Origin of the sequence: Halomarina pelagica (assembly GCF_024228315.1) — an archaeon.
Classification (GTDB): Archaea; Halobacteriota; Halobacteria; order Halobacteriales; family Haloarculaceae; genus Halomarina; species Halomarina pelagica.
Genome location: NZ_CP100454.1, coordinates 476,717 through 500,835 on the forward strand (window position 1 = coordinate 476,717; position 24,119 = coordinate 500,835).

Annotated in this window: 23 protein-coding genes; 9 read left to right on the plus strand and 14 right to left on the minus strand. The window is 68.7% G+C overall.

Features of this window, described 5'->3' with window-relative positions; translation table 11 throughout:
* Nucleotides 1-79 precede the first annotated feature (79 nt).
* The 3 genes from NKI68_RS02490 to NKI68_RS02500 all read left to right on the plus strand — a co-directional run bounded on the left by NKI68_RS02490 (nt 80) and on the right by NKI68_RS02500 (nt 3,049).
* A complete protein-coding gene (locus NKI68_RS02490) occupies nt 80-1,249 on the plus strand; it encodes a Cdc6/Cdc18 family protein (protein ID WP_254545114.1) in 1,170 nt (389 codons plus the stop codon).
* Nucleotides 1,250-1,352: 103 nt separating this feature from the next.
* Entirely contained in the window at nt 1,353-1,784 is a 432-nt protein-coding gene (locus NKI68_RS02495; RefSeq protein ID WP_254545115.1) for a universal stress protein, read from the plus strand.
* A gap of 326 nt (nt 1,785-2,110) precedes the next feature.
* Complete coding sequence (locus NKI68_RS02500) at nt 2,111-3,049, plus strand: mechanosensitive ion channel family protein (RefSeq protein ID WP_254545116.1); 939 nt, start codon at nt 2,111-2,113, stop codon at nt 3,047-3,049.
* 34 nt (nt 3,050-3,083) lie between these two features.
* On the opposite strand, the gene NKI68_RS02505 is transcribed toward NKI68_RS02500, so the two are convergent.
* Both NKI68_RS02505 and NKI68_RS02510 read right to left on the minus strand, forming a co-directional pair.
* Complete coding sequence (locus NKI68_RS02505; RefSeq protein WP_254545117.1) at nt 3,084-4,388, minus strand: OFA family MFS transporter; 1,305 nt, start codon at nt 4,386-4,388, stop codon at nt 3,084-3,086.
* Nucleotides 4,388-6,010 carry a gamma-glutamyltransferase family protein gene (locus NKI68_RS02510; RefSeq protein ID WP_254545118.1) on the minus strand — a complete coding sequence of 541 codons (1,623 nt, stop codon included), beginning with the start codon at nt 6,008-6,010 and terminating at the stop codon, nt 4,388-4,390. The genes NKI68_RS02505 and NKI68_RS02510 overlap by 1 nt, the downstream gene beginning before the upstream one ends.
* A gap of 113 nt (nt 6,011-6,123) precedes the next feature.
* Between NKI68_RS02510 and NKI68_RS02515 the strand changes: the two genes are divergently transcribed.
* Nucleotides 6,124-6,774 carry a DUF1028 domain-containing protein gene (locus tag NKI68_RS02515; RefSeq protein ID WP_254545119.1) on the plus strand — a complete coding sequence of 217 codons (651 nt, stop codon included), beginning with the start codon at nt 6,124-6,126 and terminating at the stop codon, nt 6,772-6,774.
* A gap of 233 nt (nt 6,775-7,007) precedes the next feature.
* Here NKI68_RS02515 and NKI68_RS02520 read toward each other — a convergent pair whose 3' ends face one another.
* Together NKI68_RS02520 and NKI68_RS02525 are read right to left on the minus strand one after the other, a co-directional pair.
* The gene (locus NKI68_RS02520) at nt 7,008-7,265 is read right to left on the minus strand and encodes a hypothetical protein (RefSeq protein ID WP_254545120.1); all 258 of its coding nucleotides are present in this window, start codon (nt 7,263-7,265) and stop codon (nt 7,008-7,010) included.
* A 38-nt stretch (nt 7,266-7,303) separates the two neighbouring features.
* The gene (locus NKI68_RS02525; protein WP_254545121.1) at nt 7,304-7,978 is read right to left on the minus strand and encodes a hypothetical protein; all 675 of its coding nucleotides are present in this window, start codon (nt 7,976-7,978) and stop codon (nt 7,304-7,306) included.
* Between the two features lie 843 nt (nt 7,979-8,821).
* On the opposite strand from NKI68_RS02525, the gene NKI68_RS02535 reads away from it, so the two are divergent.
* The gene (locus tag NKI68_RS02535; protein WP_254545122.1) at nt 8,822-9,403 is read left to right on the plus strand and encodes a hypothetical protein; all 582 of its coding nucleotides are present in this window, start codon (nt 8,822-8,824) and stop codon (nt 9,401-9,403) included.
* Between the two features lies 1 nt (nt 9,404).
* Here the strand turns inward: NKI68_RS02535 and NKI68_RS02540 are convergent, their stop codons facing one another.
* The 5 genes from NKI68_RS02540 to NKI68_RS02560 are packed head-to-tail and all read right to left on the minus strand — an operon-like array spanning nt 9,405 to nt 15,467.
* Nucleotides 9,405-10,763 carry an ABC transporter ATP-binding protein gene (locus tag NKI68_RS02540; RefSeq protein ID WP_254545123.1) on the minus strand — a complete coding sequence of 453 codons (1,359 nt, stop codon included), beginning with the start codon at nt 10,761-10,763 and terminating at the stop codon, nt 9,405-9,407.
* Nucleotides 10,760-11,794, minus strand: a complete 1,035-nt coding sequence (locus NKI68_RS02545) for an ABC transporter ATP-binding protein (protein ID WP_254545124.1) — start codon at nt 11,792-11,794, stop codon at nt 10,760-10,762. The genes NKI68_RS02540 and NKI68_RS02545 overlap by 4 nt, the downstream gene beginning before the upstream one ends.
* Before the next feature lie 55 nt (nt 11,795-11,849).
* Nucleotides 11,850-12,848 (minus strand): ABC transporter permease, encoded by a 999-nt coding sequence (locus tag NKI68_RS02550; RefSeq protein WP_254545125.1) that lies wholly within the window; start codon nt 12,846-12,848, stop codon nt 11,850-11,852.
* Nucleotides 12,848-13,798 carry an ABC transporter permease gene (locus tag NKI68_RS02555; protein WP_254545126.1) on the minus strand — a complete coding sequence of 317 codons (951 nt, stop codon included), beginning with the start codon at nt 13,796-13,798 and terminating at the stop codon, nt 12,848-12,850. Before NKI68_RS02555 ends, NKI68_RS02550 begins: the two co-directional genes overlap by 1 nt.
* A 1-nt stretch (nt 13,799) precedes the next feature.
* A complete protein-coding gene (locus NKI68_RS02560) occupies nt 13,800-15,467 on the minus strand; it encodes an ABC transporter substrate-binding protein (protein ID WP_254545127.1) in 1,668 nt (555 codons plus the stop codon).
* Between the two features lie 104 nt (nt 15,468-15,571).
* Between NKI68_RS02560 and NKI68_RS02565 the strand changes: the two genes are divergently transcribed.
* Nucleotides 15,572-16,276, plus strand: coding sequence for a helix-turn-helix domain-containing protein (locus NKI68_RS02565; RefSeq protein WP_254545128.1), 705 nt, complete (start codon nt 15,572-15,574; stop codon nt 16,274-16,276).
* 66 nt (nt 16,277-16,342) lie between these two features.
* On the opposite strand, the gene NKI68_RS02570 is transcribed toward NKI68_RS02565, so the two are convergent.
* On the minus strand, nt 16,343-17,653 hold the full coding sequence (locus NKI68_RS02570; RefSeq protein ID WP_254545129.1) for a 5'-deoxyadenosine deaminase: 1,311 nt from the start codon (nt 17,651-17,653) through the stop codon (nt 16,343-16,345).
* A gap of 104 nt (nt 17,654-17,757) precedes the next feature.
* Between NKI68_RS02570 and NKI68_RS02575 the strand changes: the two genes are divergently transcribed.
* The 3 genes from NKI68_RS02575 to NKI68_RS02585 all read left to right on the plus strand — a co-directional run bounded on the left by NKI68_RS02575 (nt 17,758) and on the right by NKI68_RS02585 (nt 19,456).
* The gene (locus NKI68_RS02575) at nt 17,758-18,081 is read left to right on the plus strand and encodes an ArsR/SmtB family transcription factor (protein ID WP_254546474.1); all 324 of its coding nucleotides are present in this window, start codon (nt 17,758-17,760) and stop codon (nt 18,079-18,081) included.
* A gap of 67 nt (nt 18,082-18,148) precedes the next feature.
* Nucleotides 18,149-18,460, plus strand: a complete 312-nt coding sequence (locus NKI68_RS02580; RefSeq protein WP_254545130.1) for a DUF8036 family membrane protein — start codon at nt 18,149-18,151, stop codon at nt 18,458-18,460.
* A 291-nt stretch (nt 18,461-18,751) separates the two neighbouring features.
* Nucleotides 18,752-19,456: a ferritin-like domain-containing protein gene (locus NKI68_RS02585; RefSeq protein WP_254545131.1), complete on the plus strand. Its 705-nt coding sequence runs from the start codon at nt 18,752-18,754 to the stop codon at nt 19,454-19,456.
* 64 nt (nt 19,457-19,520) lie between these two features.
* On the opposite strand, the gene NKI68_RS02590 is transcribed toward NKI68_RS02585, so the two are convergent.
* The 4 genes from NKI68_RS02590 to NKI68_RS02605 form a co-directional block, all read right to left on the minus strand.
* Nucleotides 19,521-19,658, minus strand: coding sequence for an SDR family oxidoreductase (locus tag NKI68_RS02590; protein ID WP_254545132.1), 138 nt, complete (start codon nt 19,656-19,658; stop codon nt 19,521-19,523).
* Nucleotides 19,659-20,171: 513 nt separating this feature from the next.
* Complete coding sequence (locus NKI68_RS02595) at nt 20,172-20,357, minus strand: DUF7576 family protein (RefSeq protein WP_254545133.1); 186 nt, start codon at nt 20,355-20,357, stop codon at nt 20,172-20,174.
* A 133-nt stretch (nt 20,358-20,490) separates the two neighbouring features.
* Nucleotides 20,491-21,729 (minus strand): bifunctional sugar-1-phosphate nucleotidylyltransferase/acetyltransferase, encoded by a 1,239-nt coding sequence (glmU, locus tag NKI68_RS02600; RefSeq protein WP_254545134.1) that lies wholly within the window; start codon nt 21,727-21,729, stop codon nt 20,491-20,493.
* Between the two features lie 525 nt (nt 21,730-22,254).
* Nucleotides 22,255-24,090, minus strand: a complete 1,836-nt coding sequence (locus NKI68_RS02605) for an FAD-binding protein (RefSeq protein ID WP_254546476.1) — start codon at nt 24,088-24,090, stop codon at nt 22,255-22,257.
* Nucleotides 24,091-24,119: the final 29 nt, after the last annotated feature.

Sequence of the window (24,119 nt, forward strand, 5' to 3'; positions counted from 1 at the left end):
ACGGGTCGGGCGTACCTGACCCTCGGCGCGCGCGACCGATCCGCGACCGACCTCCGATCGATCTCACTACACACCTCCGATGAACTTCGAGGAACGCATCCTCAGGCGACAGCGAACCGACGGCGACGCCCGACTCGTGCGCGACGGCGACGCGGTGAACCCGCTCGCGCACCTCGACGAACCGGTCGGGCGCGGCCCCGTCCTCGAGCGACTGCTCGACGCGGTCGCCCCCGTCTTCGAGGGCGAACTCCCGGCCGACAGCTACCTCTGGGGGCCGGCGGGGAGCGGGAAGTCGGCGCTCGTCACCGCGCTCGTCGAACACCTCTCGCGGCTCGTCGGGGGGGGCGGCCGGGCGATCTACACCACGACCCGTGGCGGATCGACCGGGCCGTCGCTCGCCGTTCGCTACGTGGACGCACGGACGGCCAACAGCGCGTTCGGACTCCACTACGCCGTGCTCGACGCGCTCTCCGACGACGCCATCCCGCGCGGCGGGGTCCGCACCGACGCGCTGCGGGAGCGCCTCGCCGAGTGGCTCTCCCGGCGGAACCGGCGCGTCCTGCTCGTCGTCGACCACGTCGGGGAGCCCGAGACGTATCCGGCGTCGTTCGTGACCGACCAGTTCGCCCCGCTCGCTGACGCGGTGGCGACCGTCTGCGTCGGACGCGACCCGCCCGCCGAGGGCGAGTGGGAACCCGCGCAGGTCGTCGAAGTGCCGGCGTACGACCGGCACGCGCTGGAGGACGTGCTGACGACGCGCGTCTCCCGCGGGCTCTCCCCCCGGGCGCTCCGCCACGAACAGCTCGCCCGGATCGCGTCCTGGGCCGACGGGAACGCCTACGACGCCCTCTGCGCGCTGTTCTGCGCGGTCGACGCCGCGGTGACGGCGGGCGCGGACCGCGTCTCCGACGAACACGTGGACGCGGGGATGGCGGCGGTCCCCCGCGACGGCGTCCCCCTCGGGCGCGTCCTCGCGCTCTCCGACGCCCGCCGGACCGTCCTGCGACACCTGGTGACCCTCGACGCCGACCAGCGCACCTCGGTGGGGGCGACCGCGGAGGCGATCGCGGCCGACCCCGAGGTCTCGCTCTCGGTCGGGACCGTCACGCGCGTGCTGTACGAACTCGCCGAGACGGGGATCCTCGATCGGGTCACGGTCGAGGCAGACTCGGGGCGGGGACGACCCCCGAGCCGCCTCGAACCGCGGTTCTCGACGCTCGCCTTCCGGCGGCTGTACGACGCGGCGTGAGCCTCCCGCGCCGCCCGTATCCTCTGCGCCTTCGCGCCTCCCGCACCTCCCGCGCCGTCCGATGACGTTAAGCGCGCGCCGGATGAGCCTAGACGCGACAGAGATGTACGACCGGATTCTCTTCCCGACCGACGGGAGCGAGGGGGCGGACGAGGCGCTCGACTACGCGCTCTCGCTCGCAGAGCTGTCCGACGCGACGGTCCACGTACTGTACGTCGCCGACACGAACCGCGACAGCCTGGCGGTCCTCGGCGGCGAGGTGGTCGACGCCCTCGAGGAGGAGGGCGAGCGCGTCGTGAGCGAGGTGGTCGAGACCGCCGAGGCGCGCGGCGTGGGTGTCGTCGGCGAGGTGGTGCAGGGCGAGCCCCACCCGTCGATCCTCGACTACGCCGAGCGCGAGGGCGTCGACCTTATCGTGATGGCGACCCACGGACGGCGCGGACTCGACCGCTACCTCCTCGGGAGCGTCACCGAGAAGATCGTCCGGACGGCGTCCGTGCCCGTGCTGACGGTTCGAATGGACGAGGCCGACTGACCGCGCCCCGGTGACTTCGGCCGCCGACCGCCGATCACCGACCGTCGGCCGTCGGCCGTCGACCGCGGTGCCACCCGGGTGAGTCGGCGGTCCCCCCGGAGACGGCGGATCGGACCGTCACCGGCCGGACGCGGTGACGATCCTCCGGCGAGGAGTCACGGAAATATCGACCGGATCCCTCGCGGCCATGACCCCCGGTCGAGTACGGGCACAGTCGTGTGCGAGACGTCGCGCGCGGACGAGGGGGCCGGTGAACTCGACGGATCGAGACGCTCGTCCCCGTCCCCGTCCCCTTTCGTTCACGCGTGCGGACTCGCGCGTACCCCATGACTCTCGGCAGATACACACTCGTACTCCAGCAGGGCGGTTCGAACGGCGGGACTGGTATCGACTGGCCGGACACGCCCGGGGAGGCGCTCGCCCAGTTCTCCGGCGTCGTCGCGGACGTGCTCGTGTTCGTCGCCGCGTTCGTGGCCGTCTACCTCCTCGGTCGCCTCGTGCTCGTCCCGCTGACGAACCGCGCGATGCGCGCCCGCGGCTTCGATCCCACGATCCGGAGCCTCGCGGAGAACGTCGTCGGCGTGCTCGCGCTGTTCGCGGCGGTCGCCGTCGCGTTCACCGTCGCGGGGTTCGAGGTGTTTCTCGCGGCGTTCGCGACCATCGGCGGCGCGCTGGCGCTGGCGCTCGGCTTCGCCGCGCAGGACCTGCTCAGCAACTTCGTCGCCGGGATCTTCATCCTCAAGGACCGCCCATTCGAGATCGGCGACTGGATCGAGTGGAACGACATGGAGGGCACCGTCGAGGACATCGACCTGCGCGTGACGCGCGTGCGGACCTTCGACAACGAACGGATCACGGTCCCGAACTCCGAACTCGCGAACAACGCCCTCACGAACCCCGTCGCGTACGACACGCTCCGCCAGCGGTTCGTCTTCGGCATCGGCTACGACGACGACATCACCCACGCGACGCAGGTCATCCTGGAGGAGGCAGCGCGGGTGGAGGGCATCCTCGACGATCCCGAGCCGTCGGTCCGCGTCACGGAGCTGGCCGACTCCTACGTCGGCCTCCAGGCGCGCTTCTGGATCGGCGACCCCTCGCGCGCCGACCTCGTGGGGGTGCAGTCGGAGTTCGTGCAGGCCGTGAAGGAGCGCTGCGACGCCGAGCGGATCGAGATGCCGTATCCCTACCGCGAACTCACCGGTAGCATCGACGTGGACGGGATGACCGAACAGGAGCCGTCCGCCGCGCGCGCGGACGACTGAATCTCGGAAGCGTCTCGGAAAGCTCGGAGCCGCGTCAGTCGTCGACGGCGACCGCTGCCGGGCGGGACTCGCCGCGCGCGTCGCCCGGGGGGCGGAGCGCGAGTGCCGCGCCGCCGGCGACGACGGCGAGCGCGCCGCCGAGCAGGAACGTCCACGTCCAGCCGGAGACGGTCACGAGCCACCCCGTCACGGTCCCCCCGAAGATGCCCCCCCACATCTTCCCCGAGTAGAGCAGCGCGTAGTTCGCCGAGGACTCTGCCTCGCCGTAGTAGTCAGCGACGATGCTCGGAAAGAGGGTGTACTGCGGGCTCCAGAAGAACGTCGCCACGACGACGGCGACGAGGAAGCCGACGGTGGTACCGGACTGCCCGAAGTAGACGACGGCGAACAGCCCGAGTCCGCACAGCGCGAACGAGGCGGCCATCGCGACCCGCCGGTTGACGCGGTCGGAGAGTTCGCCCAGCAGGAGGCGGCCGACGCCGCCCGCGATCGGGAGCAGCGTCGCCGACGCGGTGGCGGTCACCGCGGTCAGCCCCATCGCCGCGGCGAACGAGACGATCTTCGCGGTCAGCATCAGCCCCGCGCCGCTGACAGCGACGAACATCGCGTACATCAGCCAGAACTGCCACGTCCGGAGCATCCCGCGCCAGGTGTAGTCGCCCCTCGGCGCGGCCGCGGTCGCCCCCTCGTCGCCTCCCGCGTCCCTCCCGTCCACGTCCGCGTACCACGATTCCGGCGGGTCGCGGAGCACGAACGCGGCGACGAGGATCGCCGCGCCGATGATCAGCCCCATCGTGCGGAGCACGTCGTCGTAGCCGCCGACGGTCGCGTTGGCGCGGACGTACGGGACGAACAGCGCCGCTCCGCCCGCGAACGCCATCGTCCCGGCCCCCGTCGTCAGTCCCCGGCGATCCGGGAACCACTTCAGCGCGGTGTTCACCGCGACGGTGTAGACGACGCCGACGCCGATCGCGCCGACCGAGTAGAGCACCCACAGCTGGAGCGGCGTCGTCGCGTACGAGAGCAGGTAGTACGACCCGCCGGCCAGCCCCGCCGCGAGGAGCGTCAGCCCCCGCGGGCCGTGGCGGTCGCGCCACCAGCCCACCGGGAACTGCGACCCCGACTGGAAGATCACGTACAGGGTGAACACCAGCCCGAGGGCGGTCGGCGAGATCTCGAGGTCGGTCGCGAGCGGCCCCTCGATGGACGACCAGACGTACTGGTAGGGGCTGACCGCGCCCATCGCGAGCGCGGCGGCGACCACCAGCCACCACCGGGAGAACCCGAGGTGCTCGCGGGCGCGGGCGGCGTACTCGTGGTCGGGGCCGTCCGCCGCCATCAGTACCCGACCGCGAGGCCGTCCTTGCGCGGCTCGGTCGCCCCCGAGAGGATCCCGTCCTCGTTGCGGACGATCTGCGCCCCGCCGAACTGCGAGGCGGGGAGCGTCCGAACGTCGTGACCCATACGGGCGAGCTTCGGCGCGATGCCGTCGGCGACGCGTTCCTCGAGCGCGAGCGAGCTGTCCTCGCGGTAGCGCCAGCGCGGCTCGTCGAGCGCCGCCTGCAGCGGGAGGTCGTAGTCGACGAGGTTCGAGATCACCTGGACGTGGCCCTGGGGTTGCATGTACCCGCCCATCACGCCGAAGGCCGCCCAGTCGTCGGCTCCGAAGCGGGCGAGGCCGGGGATGAGCGTGTGGAACGGGCGCTTGCCCGGCGCGAGGCGGTTGGGGTGGTCCGCGTCGAGCGAGAACGACGCGCCGCGGTTCTGGAGCGCGATGCCCGTGTCGCCGGCGACGAGGCCGCTGCCGAACCCGGCGAACCGGGAGTTGATGTAGGAGACGACGTTGCCCTCGTCGTCTGCGACGCACAGGAGCACGGTGTCCGCGTCCTCGGCGCGCGCGTCCGGCACGCCGAAGGAGGCGTCCGCGAGCCCCTCGCCGTCGAGTTCGCTCGCGCGCCGCCGGGCGTACTCCATCGACCCGAGCGGCGGGACCTCCTCGTAGTCGGGGTCGGTGATGTATCGGTGGCCATCGTGGAAGGCGAGCTTCGTCGCCTCGGCGAACTCGTGGACGCGCTCGGGGGAGTGAAGCGGGTGGCGGGCGGCGTCGCGCACCCCCGCGATGTTGAGCGCCTCGAGGACGACCAGCCCCTGGTTGTTCGGCGGGAGTTCGTACACCTCCGCGCCGTTGTACGTCGTGCTCACGGGATCGAGCAGCTCCGGCTCGAACGACGCGAGGTCGTCGTCGTCGAGGAAGCCGCCCTTCGACCGCACCTCGGCGACGATCCGCTCCGCGATGTCGCCCTCGTAGACCACGTCCGCCCCCTCGTCGGCGACGCGTTCGAGCGACCGCCCGAGGTTCGGGAGGCGGACGCGCTCGCCGACCGTCGGCGCGCGCCCGTCCGGGAGGTACGCCGCGCGGGCGTGCTCGTCCGTGAACAGCTCCTCGCCGTGTCGCCACTGGGCGGCGACGACCTCCGTGACGGGGTACCCCTCGATCGCGTACCGGATCGCGGGCGCGAGCGCCTCCTCCATCGAGAGGCGGCCGAACCGCTCGACGGTGAGTTCCCAGCCCCGGGCGGTGCCGGGGACGGTCACGGTGTGCGCGCCGCGCTCGGGCATCGTCGCGTCCGCGGGATCGACCCCCTCCTCCTCGGCGACCGCCTCCCGGACGCGCTCGCGGGTCGCCCCCGCGGGCGCGCCGCCGCAGCTTCGCATCGCGCCGACGTCGCCGTCGGCGGTTCGGTAGAGCGCGAACACGTCGCCGCCGAGGCCCGTGCTCGTGGGCTCGACGACGTTCAGCGCCGCCGCCGTCGCCACCGCGGCGTCGAAGGCGTTCCCCCCCTGCTGGAGGACGGTGATCCCCGCCTGCGAGGCGAGCGGCTGGCTGGTGGCGACGACCCCGCGCTGGCCGTACACCGTCGAGCGGCGGGAGTTGAACTTGTCCAGGTCGACCGTGGGCATGTGAGAGGGGTTCACGCACGCCCCCGAAAGCCGAGGGCCGAATAGTTTCGGTGTGGGGGTACGCCGAACTGGTTCGGTAGCCGTTATATCCCCCGCGATCCCGATGTCGTGGCATGACGTTCTCGATCTGCGTCCGGGAGGAGACCGACGGCGGCGACGTCTTCGGCGTCGCCGTGGCGACCGACGCGCCCGCCGTGGGCGCGCTCGCCCCCTGCGTGAGCCACGAGGGAGCCATCAGCACCCAGAGTTTCGTCAACGTGCGTCTGGGGCGGCGGGGCGTCGCCCTGCTCTCCGACCTCGCCGTCGACGACGCGCTCTCCGGCCTGCTCGCGCGTGACGATCACGCCGAGTTGCGCCAGGTCCACGGCGTGGACGCCCGGGGGGCGACGTTCGCATACACCGGCGAGGGCTGTGAGGAGTGGTGCGGACACGTCGTCGACGAGGAGCGCGGCGTCACCGCCGCCGGGAACATGCTCGTCGGGGAGGAGACCCTCCACGCCGCCGCGGCGGCCTACGACGAGGGCGACGGCCCGGTCTGCGAGCGCCTCCTCGACGCGCTCGCGGCGGGCGCGGAGGCGGGCGGCGACAAGCGCGGGCACACCTCCGCCGCCCTGACGGTGAAGGCCCCCGAGACGACCGTCTACCACGACCTGCGCGTGGACGAACACGAGACGCCGATCGCGGAACTCCGGCGCGTCTACGAGGCGGCCCGCGAGGCGAGCGAGACGTTCACCGAGGCGAAGAAGTCGCGGATCTTCGACTGAATCCGTGACCGATTAATTATCCACGGAGGCACTGTCTAGTTACTCTCACGTACACCTCTTCTCTGTCTGCTCCGGGACGTTCTCCTGTCCGCTGCCGTCCGAAGAGAACTGGGTGGAGGTGAGCGAAAAGAGGTACCTGGCAGCTTCATTCTCGACCTCTCTCGAAGTAATTCGAGGACAGCGACCGGTTCGCCGATGCGCGGTATCGACGCGTACCGACGAGTGAAACACGCTTAACTGGCTAGCACCGGGCTCGAATACCAGAGCAAGAGTACTGAGAGGGCGAGGGCGATAACGCCGGCGACGACGCAGATCACGGCGAGGACGCGAGTGATTGGACGTGTATCGAAGCGGTACATCTCGACGCCGAGAGCGAGGAGAACGATCCCTAAGACGGGTGTGAAGATCCCGTTCAGGACGGTGAGGACTACCGCTAGCCCGCCCAATCCGAGTACCATACCGAGTTTCTTCGAACTCATCACCGGATTCATGGTTTCAGTTTATTTCACTCATAAAAATATAACCGTTGTTAGAGCCCTTCGTCCCAGAGCTTCCAACCCCCACGATCATAGCCACGAAGTAGTGACCACGGCTGAGCGCTATCGACACAACCGAAGTCGCCAGACAGACATTGTTTGAGACTCACTTGCTGGAACGATTCGAATCCCCAGTCAAACGTTGTAACCTGATCACCGATATTCCCCCGATAGAACCAGGTAGGAGCGAGGTTGGAAATATACGAGTAAGTATCGATGTTCCAGACGCTACTCCCGTTATAACTCCACGTCATGACGTGGACGAAGTCCCATATTTTTGCTCCCGAAATCTGACTCCTTGCTGTCTGAGTGTAGCGTGCAGTACGTCGATTTGATAAGATCGAGATCTGGTTCTCTTCGACCGTTGTACTAGAGATATCTGTAGGCTGTAAGCCCACAATTACCACCTGTTGCTGTTCTGTAGAGAGTTGTTCGAATACCTGCTCTGCTTTGTCTTGAGATAGCTGAACGAACGCTTGGACGAATGCCCGCGACTGCTGCTTGTTCTCCGGGTTAAATTCAGTATCAGGAGTTTTCGTGCTAACTGTTTCGTCAGTGTCTGCCGTAACGATTCCTGTAAGGCTGGCTCCCACTACTCCAGCCAATCCTACGTTTCGGAGGAACTTGCGTCGGTTGACCAAGCTGTTGTCCGATCTGTCTTTCAACATAGACATAAAGATCATTCAAACACAAGGTAATAGATATATGTACCACAGAGTTTTTAAAATACCCGCTGTCTGTTCAATTCTCGGTATACGATACTATCTAGTTCAGCGAGTTTGAGAAGCGAGGTGGTCGTAGTGAGAAGTGATCATTGAACTCGCAGATCTCCGTAAAGAGATGTTAGACGTGGGGAATCAATACGTTTGGGAGAACGAGCGAACACCGAGACCCGTCTGCTGTTTCGCGGTTCGACTTCACTCGATAGGGATGTCATTGCGTGAAGTCAAGGCCGTCCTGGACTCGCTGGGTGTCAATTGCTGCCATCAAGCGATTTGTGCACTGTGGAAGACGCGACGCGTCTTCCATGCTTACAAGAACGACGAAGTCGTTCTTGAGACAGCCCATCAGAACCGCTTCGCGTTCCGAGGACGGCGTTCCTCCACCGCCTCACGAGAGACAGGATCTCTCCGAGACAGCGTTTCCTGTCGATGCTGGCGGCTATCCGACTGCCTCACTCGTCACGAATTGAGCGGTCATCTCGACTGCAGTGACCGGAACCACGTCGAGACGTGGTTCCGGACCGTCTCGACGCGGATCGACAGCTTCCACTCTCCTTGTGGCGGAGCAGTCAAGCAAGTGCAATACGGTGGTTACAACGATCCAGACACGACTATGCCAGACATCGACCGAATAGGCGTCGGATGAGTTGGTGCCAGTTGCTGAAGGTGTGAACTAGATGATTTATCTACGGAAGATATTTTAATTACTGTTACTGTATCTGATGGTGTCACTTTTATAACGGGGTTCCGATCGTCGAGTAGCGTCGGACGGACGCTGGAGACTCGAACATGAACCGACGACGGCTCGTCACGGCACTCGGCACTGGAATCGCAACGGTCAGCCTCGGAGCGGCGTCGCTCGTCCGGCGGGGCGCGGCCGCGAACGTCCGCTTCAGCGCGGGGCGGGTACGGCTCTCCAACGATAGCGGCGACGTCGAACGCGTCTTCGTCCGCCCGACGGGGCGGGTGCGGTGGCGGAACTTCGACCAGCCGGTGACGGGCGCGCGATTGACCTTCCGGGCGACGGTCCCGGGCCGAACCGGGTGGAAGACGGTCCACGACGAGCGCTACGCGCTGTTCGAGGAGGGGAAGACGACCGGTCGCTTCCGGTACACGCCCGAGCGCGTCGGGGAGATCACGCTGTACGAGGGAACGCGGGCGAACGAACTGTTCGGGGCCGAACGAGACGGCGAGACGCGGGAGGAGACGGTGCGGATCGCGGTCCGCGTCACCCTGCTCGCCGCCTCCGGGAGGCCCGCCCGGCCGACGGACGAGGCGCAGTTCGGCGACGTGGCGACGCTCGCGACGACCGCGGTCAACGAGGGAGCGACGGTCAGCGCCAGCGGCAGAGCGAACGGCGGGATCGAGTGAGTCAGGGATTCTCGACCGACACGCCGGACGCTCCGGTCGGGGGGGCGTCCCGTTCCCCGGTCGCCTCGACGCGGTGACAGTCCGCGGCGCGGTCCGGCCCGAGCGCGACGCGTTCGGGCACCTCGTCGGCGCACGGCGAGGGGAACGCCTCGCGGACGACGCGGGCCGCCTCCTCCTCGTCGCCGGCGACGGCCGCCCGCGCGGCCGCCTCGATCGCCTCGGCGGCCTCGTCCGGGAGGTCGGCGCGGTCGCCGGGTAAGGACTGCTCGACGACCGCCGACGCGACCGACGCGTCGTCCGTCGATCGCCCCTCCGCCGCCAGTTGCGCCACGACCGCCTCGGGATCGAGGGCACCCTCCGCGACGCGCGTGCGGAAGGTGAACGCCCGGCGGAACGCCTCCTGGGTCCCCGACCAGTCCGCGGGCGGGATGATCGCCGGACAGCGCGTGTGGAAGCGACAGCCCGACGGCGGGTCGAGCGGCGACGGGACCGTCCCCCGGAGGACGACCCGCTCGCGCCGCGCAGCGGGGTCGATGCGCGGCACCGAGGAGAGCAACGCCTCCGTGTAGGGGTGCTGCGGATCGTCGAACAGCGCCTCGACGGGTGCCGTCTCGACGATTTGCCCGAGGTACATCACGGCGACGCGGTCCGCGATGTGGCGGACGACGCTCAGGTCGTGCGTGATGAACAGCAGCGAGAGGCCGAACTCCTCCTGGAGGTCGGAGAGCAGGTCGAGGATCTGCGCCTGGACGCTCACGTCGAGCGCGCTCACCGGCTCGTCGGCGACGATCAGGTCCGGCTCGACCGCGAGCGCGCGGGCGATGCCGACCCGCTGCTGCTGCCCGCCGGAGAACTGCTTCGGGTGGCGGTCGAAGTGGCTCGCCCGCAGGCCGACCCGCTCCAGCAGCTCCTTCGCGCGCTCGGTCCGGTCGGCGTCGCTCTCGCCGATGCCGTGGACCTCCATCGGCGCTTTGAGGATCTGCCCGACGGTCTGGCGGGGGTTGAGCGACGCGAGCGGGTCCTGAAACACCATCTGCAGGTCGCGGCGGTACGGGCGTATCTCCCGCTGGGAGAGCCCCGCCAGCTCCTCGCCGCGGTAGCGGACGCTGCCGGCCGTCGCCTGGTGGAGGTTGAGCACCGTCAGCCCGAGGGTGCTCTTCCCGCACCCCGACTCGCCGACGACGGCGAGGGTCTCCCCCTCGCGGATCGCGAGGTCGACCCCGTCGACCGCCTTCACCGACGACGCGGAGCCGACGACGCGGTCGAGCAGGCCGTCGGACTGATCGAAGTGTTTCTTCAACCCCTCGACTTCGAGCAGCGGGGGCGATCCGTCCGGGTCTCCGCGTTTTGCGTCGGTCATGGTCGATCACCTTCGGGACCGCGCCGGAGACAGGCTGCCTCGTGGCCGTCTCCGCCGACGGGCCTGAAGTCGGGTTCGCGTTCGAAGCACTCGCGCGTCGACTCCGGACAGCGCGGCGCGAAGTGGCAGGCGTAGGGGATGTCGATGAGGTCGGGGACGTACCCCTCGATGGGCCGCACCTCGGCGTCGGGTTCGTCGACCCGCGGCGTGCTCGCGATGAGCCCCTGCGTGTAGGGGTGCTGGGGGTTCGCGAACAGCTCGTCCGCGGGGCCGCGCTCTACGATCTCGCCGGCGTACATCACCGCGACGCGGTCGCAGAGTTCGGCGACGACCGCGAGGTCGTGGGTGATGAACAGGATCGCCGTGTCGAAGGCGTCCTTCAGGTCGCGCAGTTCGTCGAGGATCTGCGCCTGGATGGTCACGTCGAGGGCGGTCGTCGGCTCGTCCGCGATGAGCAGGTCCGGCTCGCAGGCGAGCGCCATGGCGATCATCGCCCGCTGGCGCATCCCGCCGGAGAACTCGTGGGGGTAGTCCGCCGCGCGGGCCGCCGGCTCGGGGATCTGGACCGCCTCGAGCATCTCGATGGCCCGCCGCCACGCCTCGGAGTTCCTCGCCGCACCCAGTATCTTGCGCTTGATCTCGGCCGGGAGGGAGACGGACTCCCCGACGTCCTGGTGGAGTCGGACCGTCTCCGCGATCTGCTCGCCGACGGTGAGCGTCGGGTTGAGGCTGTTCATCGGGTCCTGAAACACCATCGAGACCCGTCCGCCGCGCAGTTCCCGTAGCTCCGCCTCGTCCTTCGCGAGCAGCGACTCGCCGTCGAGGCGGACGTCGCCGCCCGCGATCTCGCCCGGCGCGTCGACGATGCCGAGGACGCTCTGTGCGAGGACGCTCTTTCCCGACCCGGACTCCCCGACGAGACCGACGATCTCGCCGGGGTCGACGGCGAGGTCGACGCCGTCGACCGCCCGAACGACGCCCCGGTCGGTGGGGAACTGCGTTCGCAACCCCTCGATCTCGAGGAGCGTCACGGCGACCACCCCCCGCGGGTGCCGCGGTCGGGGAGCGGCGTCGGCGCGTCCCCGATCATCGCTCCTCCACCTCGCCCTGATCGACGTCGAAGGCGTCGCGCAGGCCGTCGCCGAAGGTGTTGAACGCCAGCACGGTGACCATGATGGCGAGCCCCGGCATGACGGAGATCCACCAGGCCCGCTCGATGAACTGCCGCCCGTCGGAGAGCAGCAGCCCCCAGGTCGGCGTCGTGGGCTTCACGCCGAGGCCGAGAAACGACAGCCCGGCCTCCGCGAGGATGGCGAGCGGGATCATCAGCGTCGCCTGCACGATGAGCGGCGCGACGGCGTTGGGGAGCATCTCGCGCGCCATGATCCGGCGATCGGACATCCCGACGGCGCGGGCGGCGGTGACGTACTCCGACTCGCGCAACGAGAGGATCTCCCCGCGGATGAGCCGGGCGAAGTCGTCGATGTAGGCGATGCCGATGGCGATGACGACGTTCGTGACGCCCAGCCCGCCCGTGAGCGCGATGATGCCGACGCCGAGGATGAGTTCGGGGAACGCCCACTGGAAGTCGACGTACCGCATCAGCAGGCTGTCGATCCAGCCGCCGTAGTAGCCCGCGAGGACGCCGATGGTCGTCCCGAGCGTGAACGCGACGGCGAGCGTCGCCATCGCCACGAGCAGCGAGACGCGCGCGCCGTAGACGAGCCGCGTCAGCACGTCGTGGCCGAACGAGTCGGTCCCCAGCAGGTGGAAGACGCGCTCCGTCTCGCCGTCGCCGTCGAAGTCACCGACGGAGTACGAGCCGGGTTCCTTCATGAACGCGAACGTCGCCTCCTCGTCGTAGGGGGCGACGACCGGCGCGAGGGCGGCCGTGAGCACGAACGCGACGACGACGATCGCGCCGAACAGCGCCAGCTTGTCGCCGAGGATCCCCTCGACCAGCCGCTCGCGCGTGCTCCGGTACTCCTCGGTCCGCTCGGAGCGCTCGTACTCGGGGGGCATCTCGCCGGGGCCGAACACCGTGCGCTCGCCGACGCCCGGGCCGGCGGAGGTGTCGGAACTCATCACCCCTCACCTCCGTAGCGGATGCGCGGGTCGATGGCGGTGTAGGCGATGTCGACCGCGAGGTTGGTGAACACGAGCACGCCGGCCACGAGCAGGATGACGACCTGCGTGACGGGGTAGTTGCGGTCGAGCATCGAGTCGACGAGCAGGCGGCCGAGCCCCTGGATGCTGAAGACGAGTTCGACCGTGACGCTCCCGACGAGCACGAGCGCGAGCTGGATGCCCGCGACGGTGACGACCGGGATGAGCGCGTTCTGGAGCGCGTGCTTGTACAGCCGGGTGCGCGATCCGACGCCCTTCGCGAGGGCGGTCTTCATGTACGGCTCGTCGAGCACCTCCAGCAGCGAGGAGCGCATCATCCGCATCACGACCGCGCCGTAGGGGAGTCCCACGGCGATCCCGGGGAGGACGATGTGCTCGAGCCAGGTGACGAATCCCTCCTCGAGGGGCAACCCGACGATGGGGAGGAGGTCGAGCCAGACGCCGAACACCAGCGCGAGCAGGATGCCGACGAAGAACGCCGGCATCGACAGCCCGAGGAACGCCCCGATGGTGGCGACGTAGTCGACGGGCTGGCGCTTCCGCGTCGCGCTGACGATGCCCGCCGGGACGGCCACCGCGAGGCCGACCGTGACGGCCACGAGCGCGACGGAGAACGTCCGCGGCGCGGCCTGCCCGACGAGCGCGGCGACCGACTGGCTGGTGGTGATGCTCTGGCCGAAGTCGAACGTCAGCAGATCGAGCATGAAGTCGGCGTACTGAACGGGGAGCGGGTCGTTGAGCCCGAGTTGCTCCCGCAGGGCGCGCTTCGCCTGAGGCGTCGCCTCCTGACCGAGCATGGTCTGGACGGGCCCCCCCGGGATGGCGCGGAGGCCGAAGAAGACCGTGGTGGCGACGAGCCACATGATGAACGCGGCGTGGGCGACGCGCTTCGCGATGTACCGGCGCATGCTAGCCGTCCAGCCGCACCGTGTGGAAGTTCCGCATGAAGGGGATGTGGGTGAACCCCTTCACGCGATCCGTGTGAGCGGCGACGTCGTTCTGGTGCATGAGGTAGGCGTGCGGGGCCTGCTCGATGAGCCGGTCTTCGAGTTCGTGAAGGATCTTCGTGCGCTTCTCCCGGTTCAGCTCGCGGCGCTGGTCGGCCAGTAGCTGGTGGACCTTCTCGTCCTGGAAGTTCACCCAGTTCCAGACGCCGCCCTCGTCGGGCAGGCGGTAGAAGTTGTACAGCGACTGGTCCGGGTCGGGGTCGCCGACGCTCCCGCTGATGGTCGTGTCGTAGTCGAGCTTCTCGTAGCGCTCCCAGTACGTCGAGGAGGTGACCTGCTCGATCTCGACGTCGAACCCGGCGGCGTTGAGCTGCTGGCGCATCGCCTTCGCCGCGCGCGTGTCGCCCTGCGCGGTCAGGATGGAGAAGCTCGCGCCCTCGATCCCCGCCTCCTTCACGAGTCGCTTCCCCGCCTCGGGGTCGTACTGCTGGGTCGAGGGCTTGTCGTCGCGCCACGCCCACTCGGTCGCCTTGTTGATCGGACCGGTGTCGGGCAGCGCGTTACCGAAGTAGGCAGTCTCCACGAACTTCTCGTTGTCGACGAGCTTCGCGATGCCGAGGCGCGCCTTCCGCGAGGCGAAGGTGTCCTTCGTCTCGTTCATGGCGAAGCCGTACCAGTTCACGCCGGGCGAGACGGAGGCGGTGACGCCGCTCGCGCCCTCGACCTGCTCCAGGTTCTGGAGCGGCACGAGGTTGGCGAAGTCGATCTCGCCGCTCCTGAGGGCGTTGACGAGCGTCGCCGCCTCCGGGATGGGCTTGACGTCGACGCCGTCGAGGTAGGGGAGCGCGTTGCCCTCCTCGTCGGTCTCGAAGTAGTCGTCGAAGGCGTCGAGGACGAGCTTCGAGCCGACCTGGTGCTCGCGAACCTGGAACGGCCCCGTGCCGACGGGTTTCGTCTTGTACGCCTCGGCACCCATCTCCTCGATGGCCGTCTTCGAGACGATCGTGGCCGCGCGGCCGGGACCGCGCGTGAGGTAGACGAGCGCGGGAGCCATCGGCTGCTTGAAGTTGAGCGTCACCGAGTGGTCGCCGTCGACGACGACGCCCCCGTCGTCGACCGGCTTGAGCGTGCTCAGTTTCGACGCGGCGGGGGTGTCCTTCGAGATGGTCCGCTGGATCGTGTACTTCACGTCCTCGGCGGTGAACGTCGCGCCGTTGTGGAACGTGACGCCCTTCCTGAGGTCGAAACGGATCGTCGCGCCGCCGTTTTCGACGGTCCAGTCCTTCGCGAGGTCCCCGCGGATGGTGAGGTCCTTCTTCAGCGTGACGAGGCCGTTGAAGACGTTCGCCGCCACCTGGAAGTACTGACCGACGCTGATGTACGGCGGGTCGAGCACGTCGATGCTCCCGGTGAACCACCCCGCCTGGAGGCGGCCCCCGCTCCCGCCGGAGCCGCCACCGCCGCCGCCGTCGCTCCCGTTGCCGTCGCCGCCGCCACCGCCGCCGAGACAGCCGGCCACGCTCGCCATCCCCGCCGCACCGAGTAACTTCAGCGTGGTCCGCCTGTCGATCGTCGGACCGCTCAGGTCCTCGGGGGTGAACCCGCGCGCGTCCGGGTCGCTGGATGTCATACGGCAAGTACTGTGAGAACATGTCCCATTATTGTGGAACCGAATATACTCGGTGTCGTGGTGCTACGGAGGTACAGGGACGGCGAAACGTCCCGTGAACAGACGTGAGGGAAGTAATACTCCAGATCCGACACCACGGCGAACCGGAAAGCGACATCAGTGCGAAGTATCCCGAGGTGACGCTCCAGTCGCGCTCGTCGATGACCGGACGGACGACGAGCAGGAAGCGCATCATCGAGGTGAGCGGCGATCCGGCGGTCATCCCCAAGTTTCTGGAGGAGTTCGGCGAGGCCGACCCCATCATCGCGCTCGAACCGCTCTCGCCGGTGGACCGGGAGCGCGTGTTCGTCGCGATGACCTACGACGCCTACAAGTGGGACAGCATCTCCGAGCGCCTCTCGGACATGGGTATCCACTACCGGAACGGGACGACCATCACCGCTGGCTGGGAGCGCTGGACGCTCTACCTCGGCGACGACGACGACCTCTCCTCGATCGTGGAGACGATCGAGGCGGCGGGCAACGAGACGCGACTGGTCAGGAGCGTCGAGCTGAGCGAGGTCGAGGCCAACGACCAGCTCGACGTGACGGCGCTCGTCCGCGAACTCACCCCGCGCCAGCAGGAGGTGCTCGCCACCGCCATCGACTGCGGCTACTACCGGATGCAGCGCGAGACGACCATCGAGGAGATCGGCGAGGAGCTGGGAATCGCTCCCACGACGACGTGGGAGCACCTGAAGCGGGCCGAGCACAAGGTCATGCGCGAGATGGCGGACCACCTCGACCCGCCCGCCGTCGTCCGGCGGTGATCGGTCGTTTCGCGTCCGGAGGGCGGTCCACGGCTACAGCCCGGGACCGCCGCGGGCGGGGTCCGATCAGGCGTCCAGCCGATCCGCGATCGACGCCGCGATCTCGCGCGCTCGCGCCCGGATCGCGTCGGCGTCCGCGACGACCACCTCGCCGCGCTCCTGGAGGACCTCGCCGTCGACCATCGTGAACCGCACGTCGTCGCCGTGGGCCGCGAAGACGACGTGCGAGTAGGGGTCGTACAGCGGCGTCGCGCGCGTGAGGTCGGTCGTCAGGCCGATCACGTCCGCGCGCCAGCCCTCGCGGAGCGCGCCGACGCGCTCGAAGCCCGCCGCCCGCGCGCCGTTGCGCGTCGCCATCTCGAAGACGACCCGTGCGGGCGTCGACGTCGCGTCGTGCCGGTCTACCTTCTGGAGGAGGCTGGCCTGGCGCATCTCGGTGAAGGGATCGAGGGTGTTGTTGCACGGCGGGCCGTCGTTGCCGAGCGCGACGTTGATCCCCCGGTCGAGGTAGTCCGCGATCGGCGCGGTCCCCGAGGCGAGCTTCATGTTCGAGGACGGACAGTAGGTCACGTTGGTGCCGGTCTCGGCCAGCACCTCGCGCTCCGTCTCGTCGGTCCAGACGCAGTGGGCGAGCACCACGTCCTCGCCGGTGAGGCCGACCTCGTGGAGCCAGTGGACGTTCCGCCGGCCGGTGTCGGCCTCCACCTGCGCCACCTCGTCGCGGTTCTCGCTCGCGTGGGTGTGGATGCGCACGCCGTCGTAGCGGTCGGCCAGTTCGCGCGCGCCGCGCAGGCACTCCTCGGTGCAGGAGACGGCGAAGCGCGGCGTCAGCGCGTAGCGGATGCGCCCGCCGCACGTGTCGTGGTAGGCCTCGATGAGCCGTTCGGACGCGGACAGCGCCGTCTCGGTGTCCTCGAGCAGCCCCTTGGGTGCCCGCTTGTCCATCATCACCTTCCCGAGCAGGCCGCGGATCCCCATCTCGCCGGCCGCCTCGAAGGCGGCGTCCGCGTGGGCGACCGAGAGGTGATCGATCGCGGTGGTGGTGCCGCTCTCGATCAGTTCGAGGTAGCCGAGTTCGGCGGCGGCGCGCATCTCCTCGGCGGTGAGCGACGCCTCCATGGGGAGGACGTAGTCGAACAGCCAGTCGAGCAGTTCCGCGTCGTCGGCGATGCCCCGTCCGAGGCTCTGGACGGAGTGGACGTGCCCGCCGACCAGCCCCGGCATCAGCAGGTCGTACCCCTCACGTTCGTGGTCGGGATATCGATCCAGGAGGTCCTCGCGGGGGCCGACGGCCGCGATACGCGACCCCTCGACGACGACCGCCCCGTCCTCGACGACGGTACTCGAGTCGACGAGCACCGTTCCAGTGAGTATCATCGGTCTCCGCTCCCCTCAGAGTCCGAGCACCGTGAAGTCAGCTTTGATCCGTAGGAGGGACGGACCGTGTGCGTTCTTTACCCTTCGGGACGAAGGGGTGGTCGATGGAGGCGGCCCTCTGGTACGTGCTGACGGGAACCCGAGGCGGACCGAATCGGGCACGGATCCTCCAGACCCTTCGCCGCCGACCGAGAAACGCGAATCAACTGGCCGAGGCGCTCGACCTCCACTACGAGACCGTCCGCCACCACCTGGACGTGCTCGTGGACAACGACGTCCTCGTGACCGGCGGCGACGGGTACGGAGCGGTGTACCTCCCATCGCCGCGCGTGCGACAGCAGTGGGACGTCGTCGAGTCGATCCTCCAGGAGGTCGGCGTAGACGAGGACCGAGTCGAAACGGATACGGAGAGTGACACCGACTCATGACTGAAGCGAGACGAACCATGAATCCGGCAGGACAGCGCCCGTCGGCCGCGACCGTCGAGGGGATCCTATGAGCGTGCTCATCGACCTCATGCGGGTCGCGCTCGGGGTGAACCTCGTCCTCCTCGTGGGCCTCCTCTACGTCTGGGTCCGCAACTACCTGCAGTTCCGCTCGAAGCACACCTTCGGGCTGTCCCTGTTCGGCGTGTTCCTGCTCGGCGAGAACGCCCTCGCGCTGTACTTCTTCGCCTTCCACCCCGTCCTGAGCCCCTGGGTCGCGGACCCAACGCTCGTGCCGCGTCCGGCGCAGATCGCGATGCTGGTCCTCCGCCTCCTCGAACTCGTGGCGATCGGCGTCCTGCTGTGGACCACGTGGGACTGACGGGCGCTCGCACTCTCCCTCGACTCCTCGCCTCCGACTCTCTCCTCTGCCCCCCTCCTCCGACCCATTCGACCGCCGACCGCCGAGCGCCGACCGCCGAGCGCCGACCATCCGTCCACGTCCGACAGTCGATACCGGGGACGCCGCGCCGTCAGAAACAGTCCCGAACGGAGTACGTCTCCGATCGGAGAAAGTCAGTGTGAAAAATACAGCCGAATTTCGGTCTCAGTTCGGGAAATGTTAAATTGGCGAGAGGTGCCACACTCAGTCGGCGCGATACCGCGCACGACTATGAAGGACTCCACCACCGAATTCGACGGAGCAGGAGGATCGAGCGACGACCACGGTACCGACCGGCGCGGGTTCCTCTCGACGGCGGCGAAACTGGGCGGCGGGGCGGCGCTGCTCTCGTTCGGCGGCGCGGGCGTCGCCGCCGCCGACGGGCACGAATCGAAGGAGGGACCGAGCGACCTCGACATCCTCAACTACGCGCTGACGCTCGAGCACCTCGAGTACGCGTTCTACCGCGACGCGCTGAAGACCTTCGGCGAGAAGGACTTCGAGGGGCCGAACAGCCCCGGCGACGACATCTTCAATACCAACCGCCCGCGCTACGGCACCTACCAGCGGTTCGAGGAGATCCGCGAGCACGAGGAGGCGCACGTCGAGACGATCTCCGCGACCATCGAGAAGCTCGGCGGGACGCCCGTCGAGGAGGCGGAGTACGACTTCCCGTACGACGACGTGGACGGGTTCATCAGCCTCGCACGGACCTTCGAGAACCTCGGCGTCGCGGCCTACGCCGGTGCCGCGCCGATGATCGACAACGCGGAGGTCCTCTCGGCGGCGCTCAGCATCCACAGCGTCGAGGCGCGACACGCCGGCTACCTCAACCTCCACGAGTACCGCCTGCCGTACCCGGACGCCTTCGACCCGGCGAAGACCATGGACCAGGTCCTCGCGGCCGCCGGCCAGTTCATCGTCAGCGACAAGTAAGGTCAGCGAAACGCGAAACGCGGCTGTTCTCGGCTGCTGGGGGCTGACGCCCCCGCGACCGGCCTCACTGGGTGCTCGACGTCCCGCCGTCGAGCACCGGCGACTCGCCGTTCAGGTACGCGGAGCGGTCGCTGGCGAGGAACGGGGCGGCGTTCGCCACGCCCGCCGGCGTGCCCGCCCGGCGCGAGGAACGAAGATACACGCGAATCGCTGACGGTAGCGACGTTCAGACGCGTCGCGGGTGGGCGGAGGGGCCGCCGACGAGCGTCTCCATGCGAGGTACGACGCGCATATCGGTCATAGTTAGTGTCTCGAAAACCCGAACGGTCGGCGCGTTACCCGCGGGCGAAGACGGCCACCTCGATCGTTATCCTCCCATTAAACCGCCCGCTGTCGGGCGGTCGCGTCGAGAGGGGGCGACGTTCTGGCCAGTGATCGATCGGGAAAGGGGAGCGTCGCGCGTGGGCGCTCCTGGAGCGGAGTGCGGAACGGGTCAGTAGGGAGTACGGCAAGCTGGGTCGTGCGGTCGGCACCGCGCTGAGCCGGGCGGTGCCGACGCACCCAGTCACAGGTGGGGGTCCCGGCTCGCGCCGGGGGCGGCTCCCGTTTTTCGTTACTGGAAGCCGAGTCACAAATCTCGGACCGAGGCCTTAGCTATATCGCCGGTCGGAACCGGTGAATTACACCGTTTCGATGGTTTACGCGTGAAACGAACTCACGACTCCGACCACGATTCCCGACACGACGCCCCGCAGAAGTGGGCCGTCTCGACCCGACCGTCGTCGATCCAGGTGACGACCCGGTGGCCGGGATCGCGAACGAGCGGGCGATCGCAGACGGCACACCGCGGCGCGTTCGACTCGTCGACGTCTTCGTCGAGGTCGGACGTCGGATCGACCATCAGCGGACCACCTCCCCGAGAGACGCGGACGAGCGGCGCATTTCCCGGGAGAACGGGCCGGTAGTACTTATACACTGCCGGTCGAGCCGACCGGCGATCCCGGATCGCGGTACGACCCCATCTCGTGGCGCGTCTACCGATCGCGGGAGACCGACTCACCGGGTGCCGTCGTCGCGCCCGGCGAGAGGACGACGCCGGGCGCGAGGGAGGTGTTGATGCCCGTCTTCGCGCCGTCGCCCGCGACGACGCCGTACTTGCGCCGGCCGGTCGAGACGCGCTCGCCCTTGACCGTCTGTCTCACGTCGCCGCCGTCGTGTCTGAGGTTCGCCACGTTCGTCCCCGCGCCGAGGTTCACGCCGGGACCGAGCAGGCTGTCGCCGACGTAGGAGAGGTGCGGGACGTTCGTCCCGCGCATGACGACGCTGTTCTTGAGTTCGACCGAGTGGCCGACGTGGCAGTCCTCGCCGACGAGCGTCGCCCCGCGGACGTAGGCGTTCGGTCCCACGCTCGCCCCCGACCGGATCAGCGCCGGTCCCTCGATCACGACGCCCGCCTCGACGACCGCGCCCGCCTCCACCACGACGGGACCGCGAAGGTCGGCGTCGCCGCGTACCTCGCCCTCGACGCGGGGCTCGAGGTCGGCCAACTTCCACTCGTTGGCCGCGAGTAGCTCCCACGGGCGGCCGACGTCCATCCAGCGCTCGACCTCGACCGCCTGCACCTCGTGCTCGTCGATGACCCGCGCGAGCACGTCGGTGAACTCGTGTTCGCCGCGCTCGCTCTTGGGGACGTCGAGCCAGTCGCGGGCCTCCTCGGGGAAGACGTACGCGCCGGCGTTCGCGAGGTCGGTCGGCGGCTCGTCGGGCTTCTCGACGATGTCGACGACGCGCTCGCCGTCTCGCGAGTCGATCCCCCCCTCGCTCGACTGGTCAGAGACGCCACGCGTCTCGTCCTCCAGGGTCAGGACCCCGTAGTTCGTCGGGTTCTCGACCCGGTACGCCGCCACGGAGGGGCCGCGCGAGAACAACCGTTCGATGCTCGGGGCGTCGTAGAGGTTGTCTCCGTAGAGGACCGCGAAGTCGCCGTCGATGTGCTCACGGGCGCAGTTGACCGCGTGACCCGTCCCCAACTGTTCCTCCTGTACGGCGAAGCGGACGGGGACGCCCGCGTACTCCTCGCCGAAGTACTCGCGGACGTCGTCGGCCTCGTATCCGACGACGACGACGAGTTCCTCCGCGCCGGCCCGGACGGCGCAGTCCGCCGTGTGCGCGACCAGCGGCCGGTCGGCGACCGGGAGCATCGGCTTCGGCGTCGAGTGGGTCAGCGGGCGCATCCGGGTCCCCTCGCCTGCGGCGAGAATCACAGCCTGCATACCGCCACTCCTCGGGCTACCCGGTTATGCTTTTCTGGCCGTCGACGGGCGAAAGAATTATATCCGGAGGCCGCCCCGATCTCGCCCGAACTCCCGCCGTCGACGCGGAGCCGCCGGGACTCGCCGTCCGCGCCGCACCCCCAACGGCCACAACAGTGACTGTGGTGGAGGCGTCGTCGGAAAACGCAGTGGAAGGGGCGGGACTAAACGCAGTGGAAGGGGCGGGACTCGAACCACGCGAAGCCCAGGGTTCCGTCGGTTGACTCGTGAGTACCGACGATACGACTTCTACCACGCGTACCCTTCCGCGGCAGTGCGTCTACTCGAAGCGACCTGAAATAGACTCTGATACTCCGTACAGAATGCCTCGGCCGTGGCGTTTTTATCCTCGGCGAGAGATCACGTCCCCCCAGCTACCACGGAAAGCGGTCGAAACCGTCGCGTCGACCGTCCCACCGGGTGACTCGTCCGCGGTCGGGTGAGCGCGGCGTCGGACCGGCGACCGGCGATCGACGACCGGCGCGATCAGTAGCTGCGTTCCTTGGGTTCGTACTTCCCGTCCTCGCCTTCGAGGATGACCGGTGTGTAGTACAGTTCCGGGCGGCCGTCGTTCCACGCGACCTGCGTGTGCTTGAGCCACTTTTCGTCGTCGCGGAACTGGAACTCCTCGCGCCAGTGCGCGCCGCGGAACTCCTCGCGCGCAAGCGCTCCGAGCGTCAGCGCCTCCGCGAGGTCGATGAGGTTGCGCGTCTCGATCGTGTGGATGAGGTCCGTGTTGAAGGTGCGCGAGGGGTCGCTGACGGCGACGTCGACGTAGCGCTCGCGGGCACGGCGGATGTCGCGGAGCGCCTGCTTCAGGCCCGCCTCGTTGCGGAAGACGTTGACGTTCCGCGTCATCGCCTTCTGGAGGTCGGCGCGGATCTCGGCGTGGTTGACGCCGTCGCGCTCCATCAGCCGCTCGACGCGCGCGCCCTCCCGCTCGACGGCGCGCGAGACGACCGCGTCCGGCGTCGCGTCGAGCAGCGCCCCGCCGTCGGCGGCGACGTCGTCCGACCCCGCCTCGACCTCGCCGAGCGCGACCGGCGACTCGACCGAACCGTCCTCCGTCTTCGCGGAGGGACCGGTCCGGATCTGCGCCGTCTCGGGCTGGCGGGTGGCCGCGTGGCGGCCCGCGCGCGCGCCGAAGACGATGAGTTCGGGTAGGGCGTTGCCGCCGAGGCGGTTCGCGCCGTGGACCGAGACGCAGGCGCACTCGCCCGCCGCGTACAGCCCCTCGATGCACGTCGCGCCGTTCTCGTCGGTCTCGATGCCGCCCATCTCGTAGTGCTGGCCGGGCTTGACCGGCATCGGCTCCTCGAGCGCGTCGACGCCCTCGAAGTCCTCCGCGAGGTGGAGGATGTTCTCCAGGCGGTCGATGATCCGCTCCTCGCCGAGGTGGCGCATGTCGAGCATGACGCTGTCGTCCTCGAAGCCGCGCCCCTCGTTCGCCTCGGTCTGCTCGGCGCGAGCGACCACGTCGCGGGAGGCGAGTTCACCGACGTTGTTCGCGTACCCGCGCTCGAACATGAAGCGCTCGCCCTCGCTGTTGTAGAGGATGCCGCCCTCGCCGCGGACGCCCTCGCTGATGAGCACGCCCGTCGACGGCAGCGTCGTCGGGTGGAACTGGACGAACTCCATGTCCTGCAGGGGGACGCCCGCGCGGTAGGCCATCGCGGCACCGTCGCCGGTGTTGGCGACCGCGTTCGTGGTGTGGTCGTACATCTGGCCGGGACCGCCGGTCGCGACGACGACCCCCTTGTTCGCGACGAAGCCGTTGATGCGCCCCGTCTTGATGTCGTAGCCGACGACGCCGTAGCAGCGGCGGTCCTCGGGGTTCTCGTGGTCGGTGACCGCGAGCCGCGTGACGTAGTGCTCGTCGTAGACGCGGATGCCGCGCTTCACGACCTGCTCGTACATCGTGTGCAGCAGGTGGTGACCGGTCTCCGCACCCGCGTAGGTCGTCCGGGGGAACGAGAGCCCGCCGAACGGGCGCTGTGAGACGCGCCCGTCCTCGTCGCGGGAGAACGCCATCCCCCAGTGTTCGAGCTGGATCGTCTCCTCCGGGCTGTCCTGACAGAGCGTCTCGACTGCGGGGGCGTCGCCGAGGTAGTCCGACCCCTTCATCGTGTCGTACGCGTGATCCTCCCAGGAGTCGCCGTCGCGCAGGGCGGCGTTGATGCCGCCCTCGGCCGCGCCGGTGTGGCTCCGGACCGGGTGGAGCTTCGAGACGATGGCGGTGTCCGCGCCCTCCTCGTGGGCCGCGATCGCCGCTCGCATCCCGGCACCCCCGCCGCCGCCGACGATGACGTCGTGTTCGTGAATAGCCATGAGTAGTCGTTGTAGTCGTCTTC

Excerpts from the sequence above, each read along its gene's own strand:
- NKI68_RS02490 (WP_254545114.1), top strand. The coding sequence starts at position 80 with ATGAACTTCGAGGAACGCATCCTCAGGCGACAGCGAACCGACGGCGAC.
- NKI68_RS02495 (WP_254545115.1), top strand. The coding sequence starts at position 1,353 with ATGTACGACCGGATTCTCTTCCCGACCGACGGGAGCGAGGGGGCGGAC.
- NKI68_RS02500 (WP_254545116.1), top strand. The coding sequence starts at position 2,111 with ATGACTCTCGGCAGATACACACTCGTACTCCAGCAGGGCGGTTCGAAC.
- NKI68_RS02505 (WP_254545117.1), bottom strand. The coding sequence starts at position 4,388 with ATGGCGGCGGACGGCCCCGACCACGAGTACGCCGCCCGCGCCCGCGAG.
- NKI68_RS02510 (WP_254545118.1), bottom strand. The coding sequence starts at position 6,010 with ATGCCCACGGTCGACCTGGACAAGTTCAACTCCCGCCGCTCGACGGTG.
- NKI68_RS02515 (WP_254545119.1), top strand. The coding sequence starts at position 6,124 with ATGACGTTCTCGATCTGCGTCCGGGAGGAGACCGACGGCGGCGACGTC.
- NKI68_RS02520 (WP_254545120.1), bottom strand. The coding sequence starts at position 7,265 with ATGAATCCGGTGATGAGTTCGAAGAAACTCGGTATGGTACTCGGATTG.
- NKI68_RS02525 (WP_254545121.1), bottom strand. The coding sequence starts at position 7,978 with ATGTTGAAAGACAGATCGGACAACAGCTTGGTCAACCGACGCAAGTTC.
- NKI68_RS02535 (WP_254545122.1), top strand. The coding sequence starts at position 8,822 with ATGAACCGACGACGGCTCGTCACGGCACTCGGCACTGGAATCGCAACG.
- NKI68_RS02540 (WP_254545123.1), bottom strand. The coding sequence starts at position 10,763 with ATGACCGACGCAAAACGCGGAGACCCGGACGGATCGCCCCCGCTGCTC.
- NKI68_RS02550 (WP_254545125.1), bottom strand. The coding sequence starts at position 12,848 with ATGAGTTCCGACACCTCCGCCGGCCCGGGCGTCGGCGAGCGCACGGTG.
- NKI68_RS02555 (WP_254545126.1), bottom strand. The coding sequence starts at position 13,798 with ATGCGCCGGTACATCGCGAAGCGCGTCGCCCACGCCGCGTTCATCATG.
- NKI68_RS02560 (WP_254545127.1), bottom strand. The coding sequence starts at position 15,467 with ATGACATCCAGCGACCCGGACGCGCGCGGGTTCACCCCCGAGGACCTG.
- NKI68_RS02570 (WP_254545129.1), bottom strand. The coding sequence starts at position 17,653 with ATGATACTCACTGGAACGGTGCTCGTCGACTCGAGTACCGTCGTCGAG.
- NKI68_RS02575 (WP_254546474.1), top strand. The coding sequence starts at position 17,758 with ATGGAGGCGGCCCTCTGGTACGTGCTGACGGGAACCCGAGGCGGACCG.
- NKI68_RS02580 (WP_254545130.1), top strand. The coding sequence starts at position 18,149 with ATGAGCGTGCTCATCGACCTCATGCGGGTCGCGCTCGGGGTGAACCTC.
- NKI68_RS02585 (WP_254545131.1), top strand. The coding sequence starts at position 18,752 with ATGAAGGACTCCACCACCGAATTCGACGGAGCAGGAGGATCGAGCGAC.
- NKI68_RS02595 (WP_254545133.1), bottom strand. The coding sequence starts at position 20,357 with ATGGTCGATCCGACGTCCGACCTCGACGAAGACGTCGACGAGTCGAAC.
- glmU (WP_254545134.1), bottom strand. The coding sequence starts at position 21,729 with ATGCAGGCTGTGATTCTCGCCGCAGGCGAGGGGACCCGGATGCGCCCG.